Consider the following 16,510-nt stretch of genomic DNA (forward strand, 5'->3'; position numbering starts at 1 on the left):
AGACTCTGCCTGCTGCTCGGGTTTACCAATCTGCTACGCGGTCGAAGCCTGGGCTATACAGGATAGGTTTGCCCGAAAAACGGATAAACCACCCGATCAAAGCCAATCAGGCGATGATCGGGGGATACAAATAAGCAAGTTTGCCAAAATTCGCGCTCGAAACAGGGGCGAGGAAAAATAATCAGGGGTTATTCAGAGCATCCCTAAGTTTGCATTAATCCAAAATTGGGCGCAAACGAACCTCAAAACCACTCATATCGGAATAGAAATGTGGGGAAAATCGAATGCCGCCAGAGCGATTGGCGCAGATCACACCTTCGGCCATCAGGTTACGATAGAGTTCTGCATGTCCATCTCTGTTCAACCCATGTTTACGGAATGTGACGATGCCTGCAAATCGCCCCTTCTCTGATGGGGAAATCAGTTCCAGTTCCACTTTCGAATCCACCCAATCTATAAGTTGCTGTGCATTATCTAGAATGGCCTTTTCAACCACATCCATGCCGATCTCTTCAAACAGGGAGAGGCTGGCATTAAGCGCATAGATACCGAGCATGTTGGGACTACCCGGTTCAAAGCGGCGTGCAGATTTGGCAGGTGTCCAATCCTCAGCGTCAAACTCCCCTGCCCGCTCGACCATATGCCAGCCAAATTGTGAGAGTTTGAGCTTCTCGCGCGCCTCAGGCCGGGAGTAGAAAACGGCCAACCCTTCCGGGCCAAGCATCCATTTATGGCCATCGGCGACCACAAAATCGGCATGGCAGGCCTGCGCATCAAATTCGATCGCTCCCAAGCTCTGAATGGCATCAACACAGAAGAGGACATTCTGATCGTGACAGAACTGGCCCAATCGATTCAGATCCATACGCAGGCCGGTGCCGTACTGCACGGAGCTTACAGAGAGCAGCCGTGTCTTCTCATCACACAAAGCGAGCATGGCAGCTTCCGGATCATCAACCGAGATGTCTGCCAGCCGCAGCTCAACGCCACGCTCTTTCAACGACTCCCAGACAATACGATTAGAGGGGAATTCCTGATTGCTGGTTACGATATTGTCGCCTGCCTGCCAATCCAAGCCATAGGCGATCAGGGAGAGTGCTTCGGATGTATTTTTACTCAGCGCAATATCATCGACTGAATCGGCGTTAATCAGTCGTTTAAGCCTGCCCCTAAGTTCACGCTCGACCTTCAACCACTCCAGATAACCAGCCGCACCTCGATGCATATTCTCATCGGCAAAAGCCTTAACAGCCTCAGCCGTTCTTTTTGGCCAGACCCCGACTGCGGCATGGTTAAGATAGAGAAGGTCTTTATCGAGAGGAAACTCCGCGCCGAGATTCAAATTAATCCCTGAAATTGGTGAATGAGAGAGGTCTGTCTGACTCCACGCCTTTTACCAGTGCCATGGCAGCCTGCAGGTCATCGCGTTTCTTGCCGGTCACGCGCACCTGATCACCCTGAATAGAGGCCTGCACCTTCATCTTCTCATCTTTGATCTTTTTGACGATCTTTTTAGCCAGTTCGGTGCTGACACCCTGCTTGATACTGATCTCCTGCCGTTTGGTGCCACCACTGGCATCCTGCGGATCGCCATACTCAAGACATGAAGGTTCAAGATTACGACGCACCAGCTTGGCACGCAGAAGCTCTGTTACGGTGTTAAGTTTATTGATGTCATCACCAACCACGGTGATACCTTTATCGCTCAGTTCGATGCTGGCCTTGGAGCCCTTAAAATCGTAGCGCGTGGTGATCTCCTTGACCACCTGATTCACCGCATTACTCATCTCCTGCATATCGGTTTCACTGACAATATCAAAACTTGGCATTTCTACTCCCTGGGAACAATATGGATCGGGCTGGAAACAGCCACCCTGAAAGCAAAATCATGCCCTCTGAAGCTTTGACAAGCAATGCGCCACACTTAAGATGCAGCAATCAGGAGGATTCTTTGCCGAACGCATTTCATAATGATTTTTCTGACCGGGTCTCATCGGAACAGCCAACCGGTTCGAATCGTCGTCGAAGAAACAGAAAGGGACGCTCTTACAGGCTTCCTGCGCGCCCCTCCCTGCCTAAACTGTCAAAGCTTTCTCTGCGCCTGCCAAAACTCTCATTGCAGGGAAAGATGCCATCGTTTGGCAGGCTGCCTCGCATCCCCTCTCCCGGCTGGTTCCCGCTTATCGGTGCCGGAATCGGCTTTGCCGCCATCATGCTCTTTGTCAGCACAGGCAGTCAGGATGTGGATGCCAATGTCTCTATTCCTCAGGAGGAGTGGGTCTCACCCACGCTGCTTCCTGAAGCTGAAGAGCTCATTAATAGTACAACCACCACCCTGAAAAGCGGTGATAATGCGATCTCGGCGCTTGTTCGCCTCGGCTTTGACCACTCGACAAGCCATTTTCTCATCAGCAAAGCCAATGCGGCCTATAAACTGAAAAACATTCGTGCCGGGCAAAGTTTTAAACGCGTAGACAGCAGTAGCAGCACCGATATCTACTACAATGTCAGTGGTGAAAAACGACTGCACCTTCAGAAAGAGAACAGCAGCACCGCTCAGTGGCAGGCTACACTTGATGAGCGCACTGTTTACAGCCGCGAACGTTTTGCCTCCGGAACCATTAAAGACAGCCTCTTTGCTTCAGCTGAAACAGCCGGCATGGATCAGCGCACCACCATGAATCTTGTTGATATCTTTGCATGGGATATCGATTTCGCCCGTGACCTGCGCAATGGCGACAGCTTTCAGGTGGTTTATGAAGAGCGCTATGATGATGAGGGCAAGATGCTGGAGAGCAGCATTCTGGCTGCTGAGTTCACCAATCAGGGCAATCAGTTCAGGGCCGTTCGTTACGAACAGGCCAATGGCAAAATCGACTACTTTACGCCGGAAGGCAAAAGCATGCGCAAGGCCTACCTGAAAGCTCCGGTTAAGTTCTCTCGCATCTCATCAACATTCAAAACCAAGCGTAAACATCCGGTGCTCGGTTATACCCGTGCCCATCGCGGCGTTGATTACGCCGCGCCAAGTGGCACACCGATTCATGCTATTGGCGATGGTTTTGTCACCTTTGTCGGCTGGAAAAACGGTTATGGCAACTTTGTGGAGCTTCGCCATAACAATCGCAACCACACCACCAGTTATGCGCATATGCGCAGTTATGCCAAGGGACTAAAAAGAGGTATGAAGGTACGTCAGGGCAAAATCATCGGTTATGTCGGCATGACCGGCCTGGCCACCGGCCCGCATCTGCATTTTGAGTTCCGCTCTCGTGGGCGGGCAGTCAACCCTTTAACAGTGAAACATCCACCGGCGCAGCCGGTGGCGACAACAGAGAGGCAGCGCTTTCAGGCACAAACCGCCCCGCTACTGGCCAGCCTGAAAGAGAACCCCGTACAGCTTGCCTGGGATTAAAAGATGAGTGTGACAGACAACGCGCAAGCGTGGCTTGAGAAAGCCACAGAAGTGCTGAATATTGAAATCGATGCCCTGGTAACCCAGCGCGATGCCCTGGATGAGAGCTTTGTGCATGCCGTTGATACCATCCTGAATATCGAAGGGCGACTTGTTGTGCTCGGCATGGGTAAATCCGGCATCATTGCTAAAAAGATCGCTGCCACCTTTGCCTCAACCGGCACACCGGCCTTCTTCGTCCATGCTGCTGAAGCACAGCATGGCGATCTCGGTATGATTACCGGCTCTGATGCCGTACTGGCACTTTCGCACAGTGGTGAGACCAGAGAGGTGTGCGGCCTGCTACCGGAGATCAAACGCCGTGGTGCAAAGGTGATTGCCATTACCGGCAATACCAGCTCTACGCTGGCTTTGCATGCCGACACTGTTCTGCATATTCCGGTTACCCGTGAAGCCTGCCCGCTGAATCTCGCTCCCACCGCCTCGACCACGGCCACACTGGCCCTTGGCGATGCGCTGGCGGTGGTAATCCTCAAACAACGCGGTTTTAAAGAGGAGGATTTTGCCCGTGTGCATCCGGCCGGCAGCCTTGGTAAAAAACTGCTGCGTGTGGCTGATGTGATGCATCAGGGCGATGAACTTCCGATGGTCCGGCATGATGCCAAGCTGCGTGAAGCAATCATGGAGATCAGCAGGCATCGGCTGGGTATTACCGGCATCAGCGACAATGGCACGCTGATCGGCTGCCTCAGTGATGGTGATCTGCGCCGCATTCTGGAGTCCGGCCATATGGATCTTGATGCGCCGGTTCGCGAACTGATGCACGCTAATCCGATGAAAATTGAGTCCGGCAAGCTGGCCAGTGTGGCGCTGCACCTGATGGAAGAGCAGAAGATCATGGTGCTGTTTGTCTATGAAGAGAAGCCGGAGAACATCGTCGGCATTGTGCATATGCATGACATTCTGCAGGGAGGCATATGATGGCTGCACACAAAGGCTTTGATTTCCCGTTTGAGAAAGCAGCCGATATTCGCATGCTGATCCTTGATGTTGATGGCGTCATGACCGACGGCTCCATCATCATGGATAAAAATGGCGATGAGCATAAAGCGTTTAATGTACGTGATGGCCATGGCATCAAAATGATCCAGCGGGCAGGCATCCAGATCGCCATCATCACCGGCCGCAGCTCCCCTGTTGTTCAGGCCCGCGCATCTGACCTGGGTATCGAATATGTGATTCAGAAGTGTCTGAATAAAGCCGAAGGACTGGCCAGACTGGAGCAGGAGTCAGGTGTTGCTGCAGCTCACTGCGCCATGATGGGCGATGATGTCATTGATCTGCCACCGATGTACAAGTGTGGCTTGAGTCTGGCTCCTTCCGACGCGCACATCTCTGTTGCGAATTATGTTGACTGGATTTCAGATAACCCGGGTGGAGGCGGTGCCATACGCCAGGCCGCTGAAGCGCTGCTGATCGCTCAAAACTGTTGGAATGAGATAGTTTTTAAACGTTACAACGTTACCCCGGAAGATTGCGGCTGGTAACCGGATACTGATGCAGCAACGAATATGGTCATGGGTGAAATGGGCAAGCCTCGCTGTTTCGGTGGGCAGTGTTGTGCTGGCGATAGCACTAATGTGGCTTGCCGGTCCTGCTGAGGTTGAGACAGCAACCCAAACAGTTGAACGCCCGAAAACCGAGGTGGAGAGTCCGGTTATTGTTGAGCGCAAGGATGGTGAAGTCATCTGGCAGTTACGGGCTGCAGAGGCTAAACAACAGCTCGACGGCATGATGCATCTGATTGATCCGGTACTTATACTCTTTACCCAGCAGGGGCGTGAAGTGACTATCGAAGCTCAACAGGCATGGCTTGAACCGATCGAGAGAAATATCCAGTTTCAAGGTCAGGTGAATGTCCGCTATGAAGTATGGACGATGTTAAGTGAGTCACTGGTTTATAATAGTGCCCTGGATGAGATTCATGTGCCTGAGAAATTCACCATCAAAGGCAAAACGATATCGGCCAGAGGAAAAGGTATGCGCTTGAATCGTAACAGCGAAAAGATCAATGTTGATCAGGGAATCTGGATTCAGGACAGCGATCCACAATGGCAGGGAGTGAAATAGTGATCCGAATTCTGGTAGTTACAGCTTTATCTCTGCTTCCGACCCTGCTTTGGGCAGGGCCGGTGGAGATCGCTTCCGACAAGATGGTTTTCATGCATAAAAGCGAACGCGCTGAGTTTATCAACAACGTGCACATGAAACGGGATGATTTTGAACTCTATTGCGACAAACTTGTCGCCTTCTATAAAAACAGCAAACTCGAGCGCGCCGAAGCCAGCGGTCATATTCGTCTGATTCAGAAAGAGATTACAGGAAGATCTGACAAGGCGATTCTCGATCAAACAAACAACACCCTTACGTTGATCGGAAATGCGGTCCTGGAGCAACCGGGTGGCCGTATTGAAGGCGAAACTATCGTCCATAACATGAATCGCGAAGAGACCTCTGTTCAGTCGGCTAAGGGGGGAAGAACACACATGACGATTGATGCAGACGAGCCGGGGAAATCTACCCTGCCAATACCGGATGTGACAAAATGAGCAGCGTCCATCACCTATCGGCACGTGGTCTGTGTAAAAGTTACCGCAAAAAACAGGTGGTCTCGGGTGTTGATATCGATCTCTTCTCCGGTGAGTGCATCGGCCTGCTTGGCCCCAACGGCGCGGGCAAAACCACCAGTTTTTACATGGTTAGCGGGCTGATCAGCGCCGATAGTGGCCAGGTTTCACTCGATGATCTCGATATTACCCGCCAACCGATGCATCTAAGGGCACGCAGTGGCATTGGCTACCTGCCTCAGGAGGCGAGCATCTTCCGCAAACTGACGGTAGAGGAGAACCTGCTTGCTATCTTTGAAACACTGGATTTACCCGACATACAGATTGAAGAGGAGCTGGAGAATCTGCTGATCGATCTGGGCATTGAGGGTGTAAAGAATCAAAAGGCCTACACCCTTTCAGGGGGACAGCGGCGGCGCACTGAAATTGCCCGGGCACTGGTAACCAAACCGCGCTTCCTACTTCTCGACGAGCCATTTGCCGGCGTCGATCCGATTGCTGTTGAAGATATTCAGGCCATCATTGCCGAGCTCAAAAACAAGGGTATCGGCGTGCTGATTACCGACCATAACGTTCGCGACACACTCTCTATTTGTGATCGTGCATACCTGATGAGTGCCGGTGAAATTATCGTCCACGGCAGTGCCGAAGAGATCATTGCCCATCCTGATGCCCGCCGCCTCTACCTTGGCGAGAGCTTCTCAATGTGATTCAGAAGATCTATCCAGTCAGGCAAGCGCTGAGGAGAGACCTCTTTTCAGGGCATTGCCCTTATGAGAATATCTTCTACAGTTTCAGATATCAGAAATTCCAGGAGATTCAGGCGAGATGAGCAGTTCAGCAGCAACAACAGAGGAGTCCATCATTGTCGCCCTGACCGGTGCATCCGGTTCCGCCTATGGTCTGCGACTGATTCAGCGACTGGCACAGGCAGGGATTGCTCAGCATATCCTCCTCTCTGATGCCGCCCGGATCGTACTCAAACAGGAGATGGATCTGGAGCTCTCCGGTGATGCTGATAACAGTGCCATTGAGCTTGCCAATCATCTCGAGATCTCCTCCTCCCTGCTTCGCTGTTATGCGCTCAAAGACTGGTTTTCTCCCACCGCTTCCGGCTCTGCAGGGATTCGGCGCATGGTTGTTGTGCCCTGCTCAATGGGCACGCTCGGCAGGATTGCCAACGGCATCTCCGACAACCTGATTGAGCGCGCTGCTGATGTGATGCTCAAGGAACGCAGGCAGCTTATTCTGGTTCCCAGAGAGACGCCGCTGTCGGCCATTCATCTTGAAAACATGCTCAAGCTCTCCCGTATGGGCGTGGATATCATGCCTGCCATGCCCGCTTTTTATAACCGTCCACAATCAATCGATGAGCTGATCGACTTCCTTGTTGATCGTCTGCTTGATCATTTGAACATACCTAATCCAGCGGCAAAACAGTGGGGCATCAACCGATGAGGAGCGTAGCCGCCGCAGCGCTGTTATCGCTGCTCTCTCTCTCCGGCTGCGTTGCTGTTTCAGCGGTCTCAGCCATTCCCGGTGCTCTTCTCGAGGTAGTGGCTAACCAGTTTGTCGGTGAAGAGAAAAGCTTCCCCCACAGCATGCGCAGATCACTGGCAGCAGTACAACAGTCCCTGTGGGAGTTGAAACTGGATATCGATGTGCTGGAGATCCAGCCCGATGGTGGTTACGGCGTAGGTTTTGGTAATGAACGTCTGGATGGTGAGATCACACTGAGAAAGCAGACCTCTCAACTCACTACCGTTTATGTCAAAGTCAAAGGCACGACGCGTGAAGAGTCTGTCGAACACGCCATCATTGAAATGATCGGCGGAAAACTGAAAAAACTGCCTGATAATGCCCGCTACAACGCCTCAAAATACAGTAACCTTCGCCTTAAACCTACAACCAGTTCTGCACGTATCGGCTGGTTTCGACCCGGAGCCAATCTGGAAGCGAGCAAAACCCAGAATAGCGAGTGGTTGAGAATTAAACTTCCTTCTGGCAAAAATGCATATTTGAAGGGCACCATTATTAACAGCAATAGCCAGTTGAAAAGAAAACCAATTTTGAGCCAATCGGAGTAACCCATGTCAAACAATCAGCTTCCACTTGATGATATTGCAGAAAAAATTGCTGGTGGCATTCGCATGCTAGGTGGCCTTAAGCAGGGCGCTGAAGCGCAGGTGCGCAGCATCGTCGAAAATGCACTGTCGCAATTTGATGTGGTCACCCATGAGCGTATGCAGGTACAGGAAGCGATGCTCAACAGAGCCAAAGAGGAGCTGCAGGCACTGGAGGCCAGAGTGGCTGAACTCGAAGCCCAACTGAAGAAACTGAGTCAGTAAGCAACCATCAACCTCATCTGTGGCCTCATAGAGCAGCACTGCTTATTCACAATTTCAAGCCTCTTTGCCACTAGAATCATCTTAATTTTTTACAATATGTGAAAAGTCGGTTTTTGGTCTACAATCAACATATGTTAGCCAGATTATGTTGTGCCTCCCTGCGTGGACTTGATGCCGAAGCTGTCGATGTTGAGGTCGATCTCTCGCGTGGCCTGCCAAGCTGGAGCCTGGTCGGACTTCCTGAAGGTGCCGTACGTGAGGCCCGTGATCGTATTCGCTCGGCAGTCGTCAACTCAGGTTTTGAATTTCCACTGCGTCGCATCACAGTGAACCTCTCCCCTGCCGACAGACGTAAAGATGGCTCCCATTTTGATCTCGCCATCGCCATCGCCCTGCTCAAAGCCTCAGGCCAGCTCTTTGAACAACCACAACTGCCACTACTGGCCGGCAACCGGAGCAAAATTTCAACTCAGGAGAGCCCCTTTCTGATTGGTGAGCTGGCACTTGATGGCCGTCTGAATCCGGTTAACGGTGTTCTCTCCCTGGCTCTGTTTGCACGCAAGCAGGGTTTCAGCGCGCTAATTCTTCCCAAAGAGAATTGCCGAGAAGCTGCTGCTGTTGAAGGTTTAACCGTCTACGCAGCCGAACACCTTCTGGCCGTTGTCGAACACATTTCAGGCAAGTTACAGCTGCAACAAACCTCAATTCAAGCTGAGACAGATGCAACGCAGAGAAAGGATCCGGATATGGCTGATATCCGGGGCCAGCAGCAGGCACGCAGGGCTCTGGAGATTGCCGCAGCCGGAGGTCATCACCTGCTGATGAGCGGGCCGCCGGGGGTAGGAAAAAGCATGCTGGCCAAACGACTGCCTGGCATCCTGCCACCGTTGACCATAGAGCAGTCGCTGGAGGTAACCCGTATCTACAGTGTTTCGGGAGATAACTCGCGATCTCCAATGAGCCTGCGCCCGCCTCTGCGGCAGCCGCACCACTCAGCTTCGGATGTCGCTATTATCGGTGGTGGCAGCAACCCCAAACCGGGTGAAATCTCTAAAGCCAATTACGGTATTCTCTTTCTTGATGAGTTGGCAGAGCACAAACGTGTTGTGCTTGATACGCTGCGGCAGCCGCTGGAAGATGGGTCCGTATCGGTAGCGCGTGCTGCCGACACCATTGAATTTCCCGCACGATTTCAACTGATTGCCGCCATGAACCCATGCCCTTGCGGCTACCTTGGTCACCCAGCCAGAGCATGCCGCTGCTCTCCATCCCAGATCAGGCGATACATGGGACGTATCTCAGGCCCTCTTCTGGATCGCTTTGATCTGCGTATTCATGTGCCACCGGTGGAACACAGGGAGCTCAGTCGCATGCAACCCGGAGAGGATTCAGCCACCGTTGCCGCCCGTGTTCTACGTGCCCGGGATATCCAATATAGCAGACTAGGCAGTGGTCAGGTCAATGCACGCATGGACGCCAGTGCAATTGAAATGCATGCCAAACCCGACGAAGATGGAGCCCGACTGATTGACCGGGCCATGAATCACTTTTCACTCTCTGCCCGCAGCTATCACCGCATCCTCAAGGTTGCCCGCACCATTGCCGATCTGGCAGCTTCGGATGAGGTTAATGCCACCCATGTCGCCGAAGCACTGCAGTACCGTGGCGAGGATCTGCTTAACATGCCGTAATAACACCCTCTTTCCTCCCCCATTTGGAGCTCTGCAAATGCAGAAAAACCTGCTAAAGTCGAAGTAAAGAAGCTATATATTGATCCACTATCGGAGATAGAGATGTCACTTGAGCAACGTCGAGATTCACGCAACCCGGCCCCTGAAGACATGCAGTATGGCAAAGGTTTTCTCTGCAGCAGTTTTGAGTGTTTCGAAATCGAGTTGGTAAAGGATATTTCAGATCACGGCATCGGCCTGATGGCCGATATCTATCTTGGCAAAGGAACTGCGGTGCAGCTGCAGATTCCGCGCAGTGAACATACGGAGCAGATCTATGGTCGCGTCGTCTGGGCCTCTCCAGTTGCCGAGATTCTGGCTGATGCTGAGATACCACTCTCCTACTGGATTGGGATAAGCCTGGAGCAGGGCTCTACGCACTCTGAATCGTAGGAGATAAAAAAAGGGGCCTCTAAAGAGGCCCCAGGTTCGTTCTGATCAATTTCAACGCTTTTTAGTCACTCCAGCTCAGAGCATGACCTGCCGGACGTGGCAGAACAGGGAAAGTCACTTCAGGAGCCTTACCTGTCAGCGTTTTCAAAAACTCCACAATATCGGCTGTATCGGCATCAGATAGCTCGGTATCCAGCTGGGTCCTGGCCATGATACGTACAGCCTCATCCAGAGTTTTAACCGCACCATCATGGAAGTAAGGGGCAGTCAGCGCGACATTGCGCCATGACTGAACACGGAAGAGATGATCATCCTCATCCTTACCTGTAACCGACTTCACACCGGCATCGGTTCCGTAAGTAAATTTCTGGAAGCTGTTATTGGTGAACAGTGGCCCCGAATGACATGAGGTACAGCCAACTTCAGCAGATTTCTGCATACCACGTTTGGCAGCTTCACTGATATCACCCTTGCCCTGTAGATAGAGATCAAACGGTGCATCCGGCGTAATCAGGGTGCGTTCAAAGGCCGCAATCGCCTTAGCCATATTATCATAGTTCAGTGAATCCTTACCAAACACCGAATCAAACAGCGGTGCGTAACCAGCTTCATTCAGACGCGCAACGACGGTGACTTCACCCATGCTGGCCATCTCTACAGGATTCAATGGTGGGCCTTTAGCCTGATCTTCCAGCAGTGGTGCACGGCCATCCCAGAACTGCGCGGACCAGAATGCAGCATTCAAAACGGTTGGTGCATTACGACCGCCACGCTGCCATTTATGACCGATGGAGAACTGCTGGTTATCTACACCACCGGTACCGAGGTTATGGCAGGAGTTGCATGAAAAGTTACCACTCTTGGAGAGTGCCGGTTCAAAATAGAGTTTTTTACCCAACTCCACCTTCTCTGCTGTCTGCGGGTTATCAGCCGGTACCGGAACGGAAGTCGGCAGTACTCCCATACCTTCAGGAATATCTGTCGGCAGAGCTGGTGCTGCTACCGGAGCAGTCGTTGCAGCCACAGGTGTAGCCGCCACAGTTTTCTCCTGGCTTGCATCCGAGCAGGCGACAGCTGCAAAAGAGACCATGGCCAGTAGTGCAGTTGTTATCAGTGATGATTGTCTCACGTTTCAACTCCTTTGAATGTAAATATGATTGATACCTTTAAACCCTACGAACTACTTTTTTGTTGTCAATTATTACTAGTTAGTAAACAATCCTAACTATGAATGAGACCTCCGCCACATCCGACCAGCAATCACTGCTACGAAAGCATGGCATGAAAGCTACGCCCCAGCGGCTGGCCATTGCCCGGCTGTTGCTTGCAAAGCCAACGCACACAACCGCTCAACAGCTCTGCGAACAGCTTAAACCTGACTTCCCATCCATCTCACAAAACACCGTCTATCTCACACTGGCAAGTTTCGAGGAGTCCGGCCTCTTACGCCGCTTATGTGCTGATGGCAAGACGATTTTCGATAGCAATATCACCCCACATCATCATGGTCTGTGCAGAGCCTGTGGTGTCATTGAAGATATTCCTGAAACGAAAAAAACAGTTCGTCCTGAAGTGCTACAGCAGTGGCATATTGAACATCATACTCTGACCTGGACAGGTCTCTGCCCTGCCTGCTCAATCGCATAGCAAGCATCAGGCAGTTAATCTATGATCTCTCCCACCGCTTTAACCATCGTCGCCTACGCTATCCCAGCATCGCTGATCAGCGGCCTGACAATCATTGTCGGCAGAGAGCGACAAATCAGCTGGCAGCTTTGGGAACCGGTGGTTGTCACCCTCCCCTTTCTGATGGTACTGGCCTATGTGGTACTCACCTTCGGCAGCATTCACCAGGGCGTTATGGAGATGGAGTTTCATCCCGTTGCCGTAGCCATGATTGCCGGTATCGGTGGTTTTCTGGCTGGCCTCTCCCTATTGCCAAGGGTTATTTTCAGCAACATCGATGTTCCGGGATTAACACTCTCGTCAGCCTCAGCCTTTCTGATCGGTCTTCTCTGCCTGAAAATGTTCTTCCTGATGGCTGCCTTTGCCAACCCTATGGCGCTACTCTCTCCTGACTGATTTCAACAGTGGCACAGATCCTGCTGCACTCGCAGCATTGTGCAGTAGATGCTCAATCTACTGATACTGAAGGGGGACCATGAAAGAGATCATCAATCAGCTCGCCTCACATGATCTTCTGCAGGATATTGTTGAAGGGGTTCCGATCCGTATTTTCTGGAAGGATCGTGATGGAGTATTCTTGGGATGCAATACGCTTGTGGCCAAAGATGCAGGATTGGACTCCCCGGATGAGCTGATCGGCAAAACCGATTTTGACTTTAACTGGTCTGATCAGGCTGAGGCCTACCGCGCTGATGATTTCAAAGTCATGGAGTCCGGGATATCCAGGCTTGCTTATGAGGAGCCACAAACCACCCCCAATGGCGCCACTATCTGGCTGCGCACCTCTAAAGTCCCTCTACGCGATGATCAACAGAACGTTATCGGTATTCTGGGGGTTTACGAAGATATCACCGCCGAAAAGCTTAAACAGTCAAAACTCATCGCTTCAGAAACAACCCTGAGGAACATCTTCAACAGTCTGCAGGATGCCTATTACCGTACCGACATTGAAGGTCATATCGTCATGGTCTCCCCTTCCGCAGAGACCATGATGGCATGTGCAACTGGTGAACTGCAGGGCAAAAGCATTGCCAACTTCTACGTGAATCCGGATGAACGGCAACTGTTTCTGGATGTGCTTCGCGAGGGTGGAGGCATTGTAAATAACTTCGAGGCCCAGATCAGAAGAGTGGATGGTGAAGTCATATGGGTCTCAACCAATGCTCACTATTTTCGTGATGAACATGGCAATGTCACCGGAGTTGAGGGCACCATCCGGGATGTAACCCGGCTCAAGCAGCAGGAAGAGGAGCTGCAGCTGGCCAAGTTCGTTCTCGACCATGCACCGCTGAATATCACTTATCTGGATTCGGATGCCCGTATCCGCTACATCAACAAAACGGGCTGTGAAACACTCGGTTATACGCAGGAAGAGCTTCTGCAGATGAGTATCCCGGATATTGATCCCCTCTTCCCTATGCAGGTATGGCATGAGCACTGGAAGGATCTGAAACAGAACATCTCTGTGCCCGTTGAAACAGAACATCAACGTAAAAATGGTGAGCGCTTCCCTATCGAAGTGATCGCCAACTACATCGAGTTTGGCGACAAGGCTTACAATGTCGCTTTCGACAGGGATATCAGCGAGCGCAAAAAGGCTGAAACTGTCCTGCAACGGTTCCGCATAGCGATTGATAACAGTGCCGATTCCATCTTTCTTATTGATCGTGACTCGATGAGGTTCATCGATGTAAATGAAGAAGCCAGCAGGCGAATGGGGTATTCACGGGATGAGTTTCTCGCCATGGGACCGAGTGACATCAAACCTTATGTCACCCGAACAGCGTTGGAAGAGACCTTTGACCGCCTGATCAATCAGAAAGATGAATCCGGAATTATCGAAACGATCCACGCATGCAAAGACGGCAGTGAGTTTCCGGTCGAAGTTCGACTGAAAACATTTAAGGAGGACGACAGACAGATACTGGTTGCCATCGCACGCGACATTAGCGATCAGAAGCTGGCTGAAGATAAACTTGAACAGGAGGCCAGATTCCGCAGCCAGATTCTGGAGCAGGCCTCTGAAGGTATCGCCCTCTGGCGAGCCAGTAGTGACGAAGGTGAAGCTGAATTCCTCACCTGGAATCGTCGTATGCAGGAGATTACAGGCTACTCTCGTGAGGAGATTAACGCTCTGGGCTGGCTGGAGACCATGTATAGTGACATATCGGAGAGAGAGAGGGCCCGCCTGACCATGCAGAAGGTCCTGCAGGGTGAAATCAATCACAGTACGGATTTCAACATTGTCACCAAAAGTGGTGAGTCCCGTACCATTCACATCTCTTCAACATCCATTCAACGTGATAATTCAGCGCTCTGTGTGCTGGCAGTAATTCAAGACATCACCGCAAGCAGGCGCCAGCAGGAGCTTCTGGAGGCCAGTCAAAAGCGTTTCAGTATGCTGTTCGACGCCTCCAGTGACGGCCTGTTCATTATTGATATGCAGGGTAACTTCATTGATATCAACAGAACTGCATATGAGCGGCTGGGTTATAGCAAAGAAGAGATGATGGCCATGAGGCTTACGGATCTGGATCCACCAGAGTTTGCGGCCAGGGTTCCGCAACGTCTGGCTCAAATAAAAAAACATGGCATGGCAGTGTTTGAAACAGCCCATTACCGTAATGATGGCTCCATCATGCCTGTGGAGATCAACGCCAGAATTATTGAGCTTGATGGAGAGATGGTATTTTTCAGCGTTATTCGTGATATCAGTGAGCGCAAGACGCTTGAAGGACAGCTGCGTCAGGCTCTGAAAATGGAGGCGATCGGTACACTTGTTGGCGGCATTGCTCACGACTTCAATAACATGCTGGCCGCTATTCAGGGTAACCTCTATCTGGCGACCAAGCAGATGCAGGATCACCCGGTGGCGGCCGACAAACTCTCAAATATCGAAAAACTTACCGCTCGCGCTACCGAAATGGTACAGCAGCTGCTCACCTTCGCCCGTGAAGGCAGCGTGGAGATGCGTGTCTTTTCACTCAACAGATTCATGGATGACGGATATAAACTGGCCAAAACGCTTATCCCGGAAAACATTGATCATCAGACCAGCACATGCAGTGAACCACTCCACATCAAAGGCGATGCCACTCAACTGCAACAGGTGCTGATGAACCTGCTCAACAACGCTGTGGATGCCCTCGCTGATACTGGCGAACCGATGATCCGATGCACTCTGGAGCCGTTTAAAGCAACGCGTCTGTTCAGGTTAAGGCACCCTGAATTGAGGGCATCCAATTTTGCCTGTCTGAGTATCAAAGATAATGGCTGCGGCATTCCCGGCGAACTGCTTGATAAGGTGTTCGAGCCATTCTTTACCACCAAAGAGGTGGGTAAAGGAACCGGGCTCGGGTTGGCGATGCTCTATGGCGCTGTGCAGACTCATCATGGCGCAGTGGAGATCGACAGCAAGGTTGGTAAGGGCACCACATTCCGGATCTACCTCCCTCTGATTAAAGGTGGAATCGAAACAGTGGCAGAAACGTCTGACGTTTTATCTGTTATCGAAAAAGGCCGAACTATCCTTCTGGTTGATGATGAAGAGAGCGTCAGAAGCACAACCAGTGAGGTGCTTTCGAGTATGGGCTACCATGTTATGGAAGCTGAAAATGGTGAAGTCGCCCTGCAACTTTTCAAGGAGAACCGGGGCAGTATCGATATAATCATCTCTGATGTCATCATGCCCAGAATGGGTGGGGTTGAGCTCTTCAAGGCAGTGCGCCAGCTCAATGAGAAGATGCCCCTTATTCTGGTCACCGGTTACGACAGAGATCATGTGCTGGATAAAGGCATTCAGATGCAGAATGCGCTGGTGCTCAATAAACCCTTTGATTTTGATGAACTTTCCCGATCTATACAGGCCAATATCAGAACAGTTTAACTACTCTGTCGGCCAGCCTGCGACATAGGCATCTCCGGAGAGTGCAAAGAGAAAGACCCGGCTCATCGCAAACAGAGCCGATATACTCAGGCTGGCGATCACATTCACCAGTAATCGGGCCGCCAGCGTATCAGCTTTGACCAGATAACGCGGCATCAGCACAAAACTGCCCACCAGCCCTGCCCCGATCACCTGCATAATCCAGAAGAATTGCCATATGCCTGTGCGCTCATAGAGCGCATCGATAGAACCGAAAAAGATATAGGCCATCGCAACAACGGTAAGCCACGGCACAAACAGAAAGATCAGTTCAAAAGGGTGGATAGTGTTAAACTCTCGCCCTTTGCTGTGCACCATAGAGGCAAAGATAACCAGCATCGCTGCATAGATCAGCAGTGACTGAAATAACGGACTCAACGACTCAC

Annotated in this window: 18 protein-coding genes; 14 read left to right on the forward strand and 4 right to left on the reverse strand. The window is 51.4% G+C overall.

Annotation, left to right across the window (positions count from 1 at the left end; all coding sequences use genetic code 11):
* Positions 1–214: 214 nt before the first annotated feature.
* Both F3F93_RS09670 and F3F93_RS09675 read right to left on the reverse strand, forming a co-directional pair.
* Positions 215–1,342 carry an aminotransferase class V-fold PLP-dependent enzyme gene (locus F3F93_RS09670; protein WP_176958979.1) on the reverse strand — a complete coding sequence of 376 codons (1,128 nt, stop codon included), beginning with the start codon at positions 1,340–1,342 and terminating at the stop codon, positions 215–217.
* Position 1,343: 1 nt separating this feature from the next.
* The gene (locus F3F93_RS09675; protein WP_176958980.1) at positions 1,344–1,829 is read right to left on the reverse strand and encodes a YajQ family cyclic di-GMP-binding protein; all 486 of its coding nucleotides are present in this window, start codon (positions 1,827–1,829) and stop codon (positions 1,344–1,346) included.
* 122 nt (positions 1,830–1,951) lie between these two features.
* Between F3F93_RS09675 and F3F93_RS09680 the strand changes: the two genes are divergently transcribed.
* From F3F93_RS09680 to F3F93_RS09730, 11 genes are all read left to right on the forward strand, one after another.
* On the forward strand, positions 1,952–3,415 hold the full coding sequence (locus tag F3F93_RS09680) for a peptidoglycan DD-metalloendopeptidase family protein (RefSeq protein ID WP_241697081.1): 1,464 nt from the start codon (positions 1,952–1,954) through the stop codon (positions 3,413–3,415).
* Positions 3,416–3,418: 3 nt separating this feature from the next.
* Positions 3,419–4,396 (forward strand): KpsF/GutQ family sugar-phosphate isomerase, encoded by a 978-nt coding sequence (locus F3F93_RS09685; protein WP_176958981.1) that lies wholly within the window; start codon positions 3,419–3,421, stop codon positions 4,394–4,396.
* Positions 4,396–4,962: an HAD family hydrolase gene (locus F3F93_RS09690; protein WP_176958982.1), complete on the forward strand. Its 567-nt coding sequence runs from the start codon at positions 4,396–4,398 to the stop codon at positions 4,960–4,962. Before F3F93_RS09685 ends, F3F93_RS09690 begins: the two co-directional genes overlap by 1 nt.
* Positions 4,963–4,972: 10 nt before the next feature.
* Entirely contained in the window at positions 4,973–5,545 is a 573-nt protein-coding gene (gene lptC / locus F3F93_RS09695) for an LPS export ABC transporter periplasmic protein LptC (protein WP_176958983.1), read from the forward strand.
* Positions 5,545–6,024 carry an LptA/OstA family protein gene (locus tag F3F93_RS09700; protein WP_176958984.1) on the forward strand — a complete coding sequence of 160 codons (480 nt, stop codon included), beginning with the start codon at positions 5,545–5,547 and terminating at the stop codon, positions 6,022–6,024. Before lptC ends, F3F93_RS09700 begins: the two co-directional genes overlap by 1 nt.
* Entirely contained in the window at positions 6,021–6,752 is a 732-nt protein-coding gene (lptB, locus tag F3F93_RS09705; protein WP_176958985.1) for an LPS export ABC transporter ATP-binding protein, read from the forward strand. The genes F3F93_RS09700 and lptB overlap by 4 nt, the downstream gene beginning before the upstream one ends.
* Before the next feature lie 118 nt (positions 6,753–6,870).
* Positions 6,871–7,500, forward strand: a complete 630-nt coding sequence (locus F3F93_RS09710) for a flavin prenyltransferase UbiX (protein WP_176958986.1) — start codon at positions 6,871–6,873, stop codon at positions 7,498–7,500.
* Entirely contained in the window at positions 7,497–8,129 is a 633-nt protein-coding gene (locus F3F93_RS09715) for an SH3 domain-containing protein (RefSeq protein WP_176958987.1), read from the forward strand. Before F3F93_RS09710 ends, F3F93_RS09715 begins: the two co-directional genes overlap by 4 nt.
* Positions 8,130–8,132: 3 nt before the next feature.
* Entirely contained in the window at positions 8,133–8,390 is a 258-nt protein-coding gene (locus tag F3F93_RS09720) for an accessory factor UbiK family protein (RefSeq protein WP_176958988.1), read from the forward strand.
* 131 nt (positions 8,391–8,521) lie between these two features.
* The gene (locus tag F3F93_RS09725; protein ID WP_176958989.1) at positions 8,522–10,081 is read left to right on the forward strand and encodes a YifB family Mg chelatase-like AAA ATPase; all 1,560 of its coding nucleotides are present in this window, start codon (positions 8,522–8,524) and stop codon (positions 10,079–10,081) included.
* Between the two features lie 102 nt (positions 10,082–10,183).
* On the forward strand, positions 10,184–10,513 hold the full coding sequence (locus F3F93_RS09730) for a PilZ domain-containing protein (protein WP_176958990.1): 330 nt from the start codon (positions 10,184–10,186) through the stop codon (positions 10,511–10,513).
* A 61-nt stretch (positions 10,514–10,574) separates the two neighbouring features.
* Here the strand turns inward: F3F93_RS09730 and F3F93_RS09735 are convergent, their stop codons facing one another.
* Entirely contained in the window at positions 10,575–11,642 is a 1,068-nt protein-coding gene (locus F3F93_RS09735; protein ID WP_347239245.1) for a cytochrome-c peroxidase, read from the reverse strand.
* A 98-nt stretch (positions 11,643–11,740) separates the two neighbouring features.
* On the opposite strand from F3F93_RS09735, the gene F3F93_RS09740 reads away from it, so the two are divergent.
* The 3 genes from F3F93_RS09740 to F3F93_RS09750 all read left to right on the forward strand — a co-directional run bounded on the left by F3F93_RS09740 (position 11,741) and on the right by F3F93_RS09750 (position 16,085).
* Positions 11,741–12,160: a Fur family transcriptional regulator gene (locus F3F93_RS09740; protein WP_176958991.1), complete on the forward strand. Its 420-nt coding sequence runs from the start codon at positions 11,741–11,743 to the stop codon at positions 12,158–12,160.
* 21 nt (positions 12,161–12,181) lie between these two features.
* The gene (locus tag F3F93_RS09745) at positions 12,182–12,595 is read left to right on the forward strand and encodes a hypothetical protein (RefSeq protein WP_176958992.1); all 414 of its coding nucleotides are present in this window, start codon (positions 12,182–12,184) and stop codon (positions 12,593–12,595) included.
* A 79-nt stretch (positions 12,596–12,674) separates the two neighbouring features.
* Entirely contained in the window at positions 12,675–16,085 is a 3,411-nt protein-coding gene (locus tag F3F93_RS09750) for a PAS domain S-box protein (protein WP_176958993.1), read from the forward strand.
* Here F3F93_RS09750 and F3F93_RS09755 read toward each other — a convergent pair whose 3' ends face one another.
* Positions 16,086–16,502: a hypothetical protein gene (locus tag F3F93_RS09755; protein ID WP_176958994.1), complete on the reverse strand. Its 417-nt coding sequence runs from the start codon at positions 16,500–16,502 to the stop codon at positions 16,086–16,088.
* Between the last annotated feature and the right edge of the window lie 8 nt (positions 16,503–16,510).

This window comes from Mariprofundus sp. KV (assembly GCF_013387475.1).
In the GTDB taxonomy this organism is placed as follows: Bacteria; Pseudomonadota; Zetaproteobacteria; order Mariprofundales; family Mariprofundaceae; genus Mariprofundus.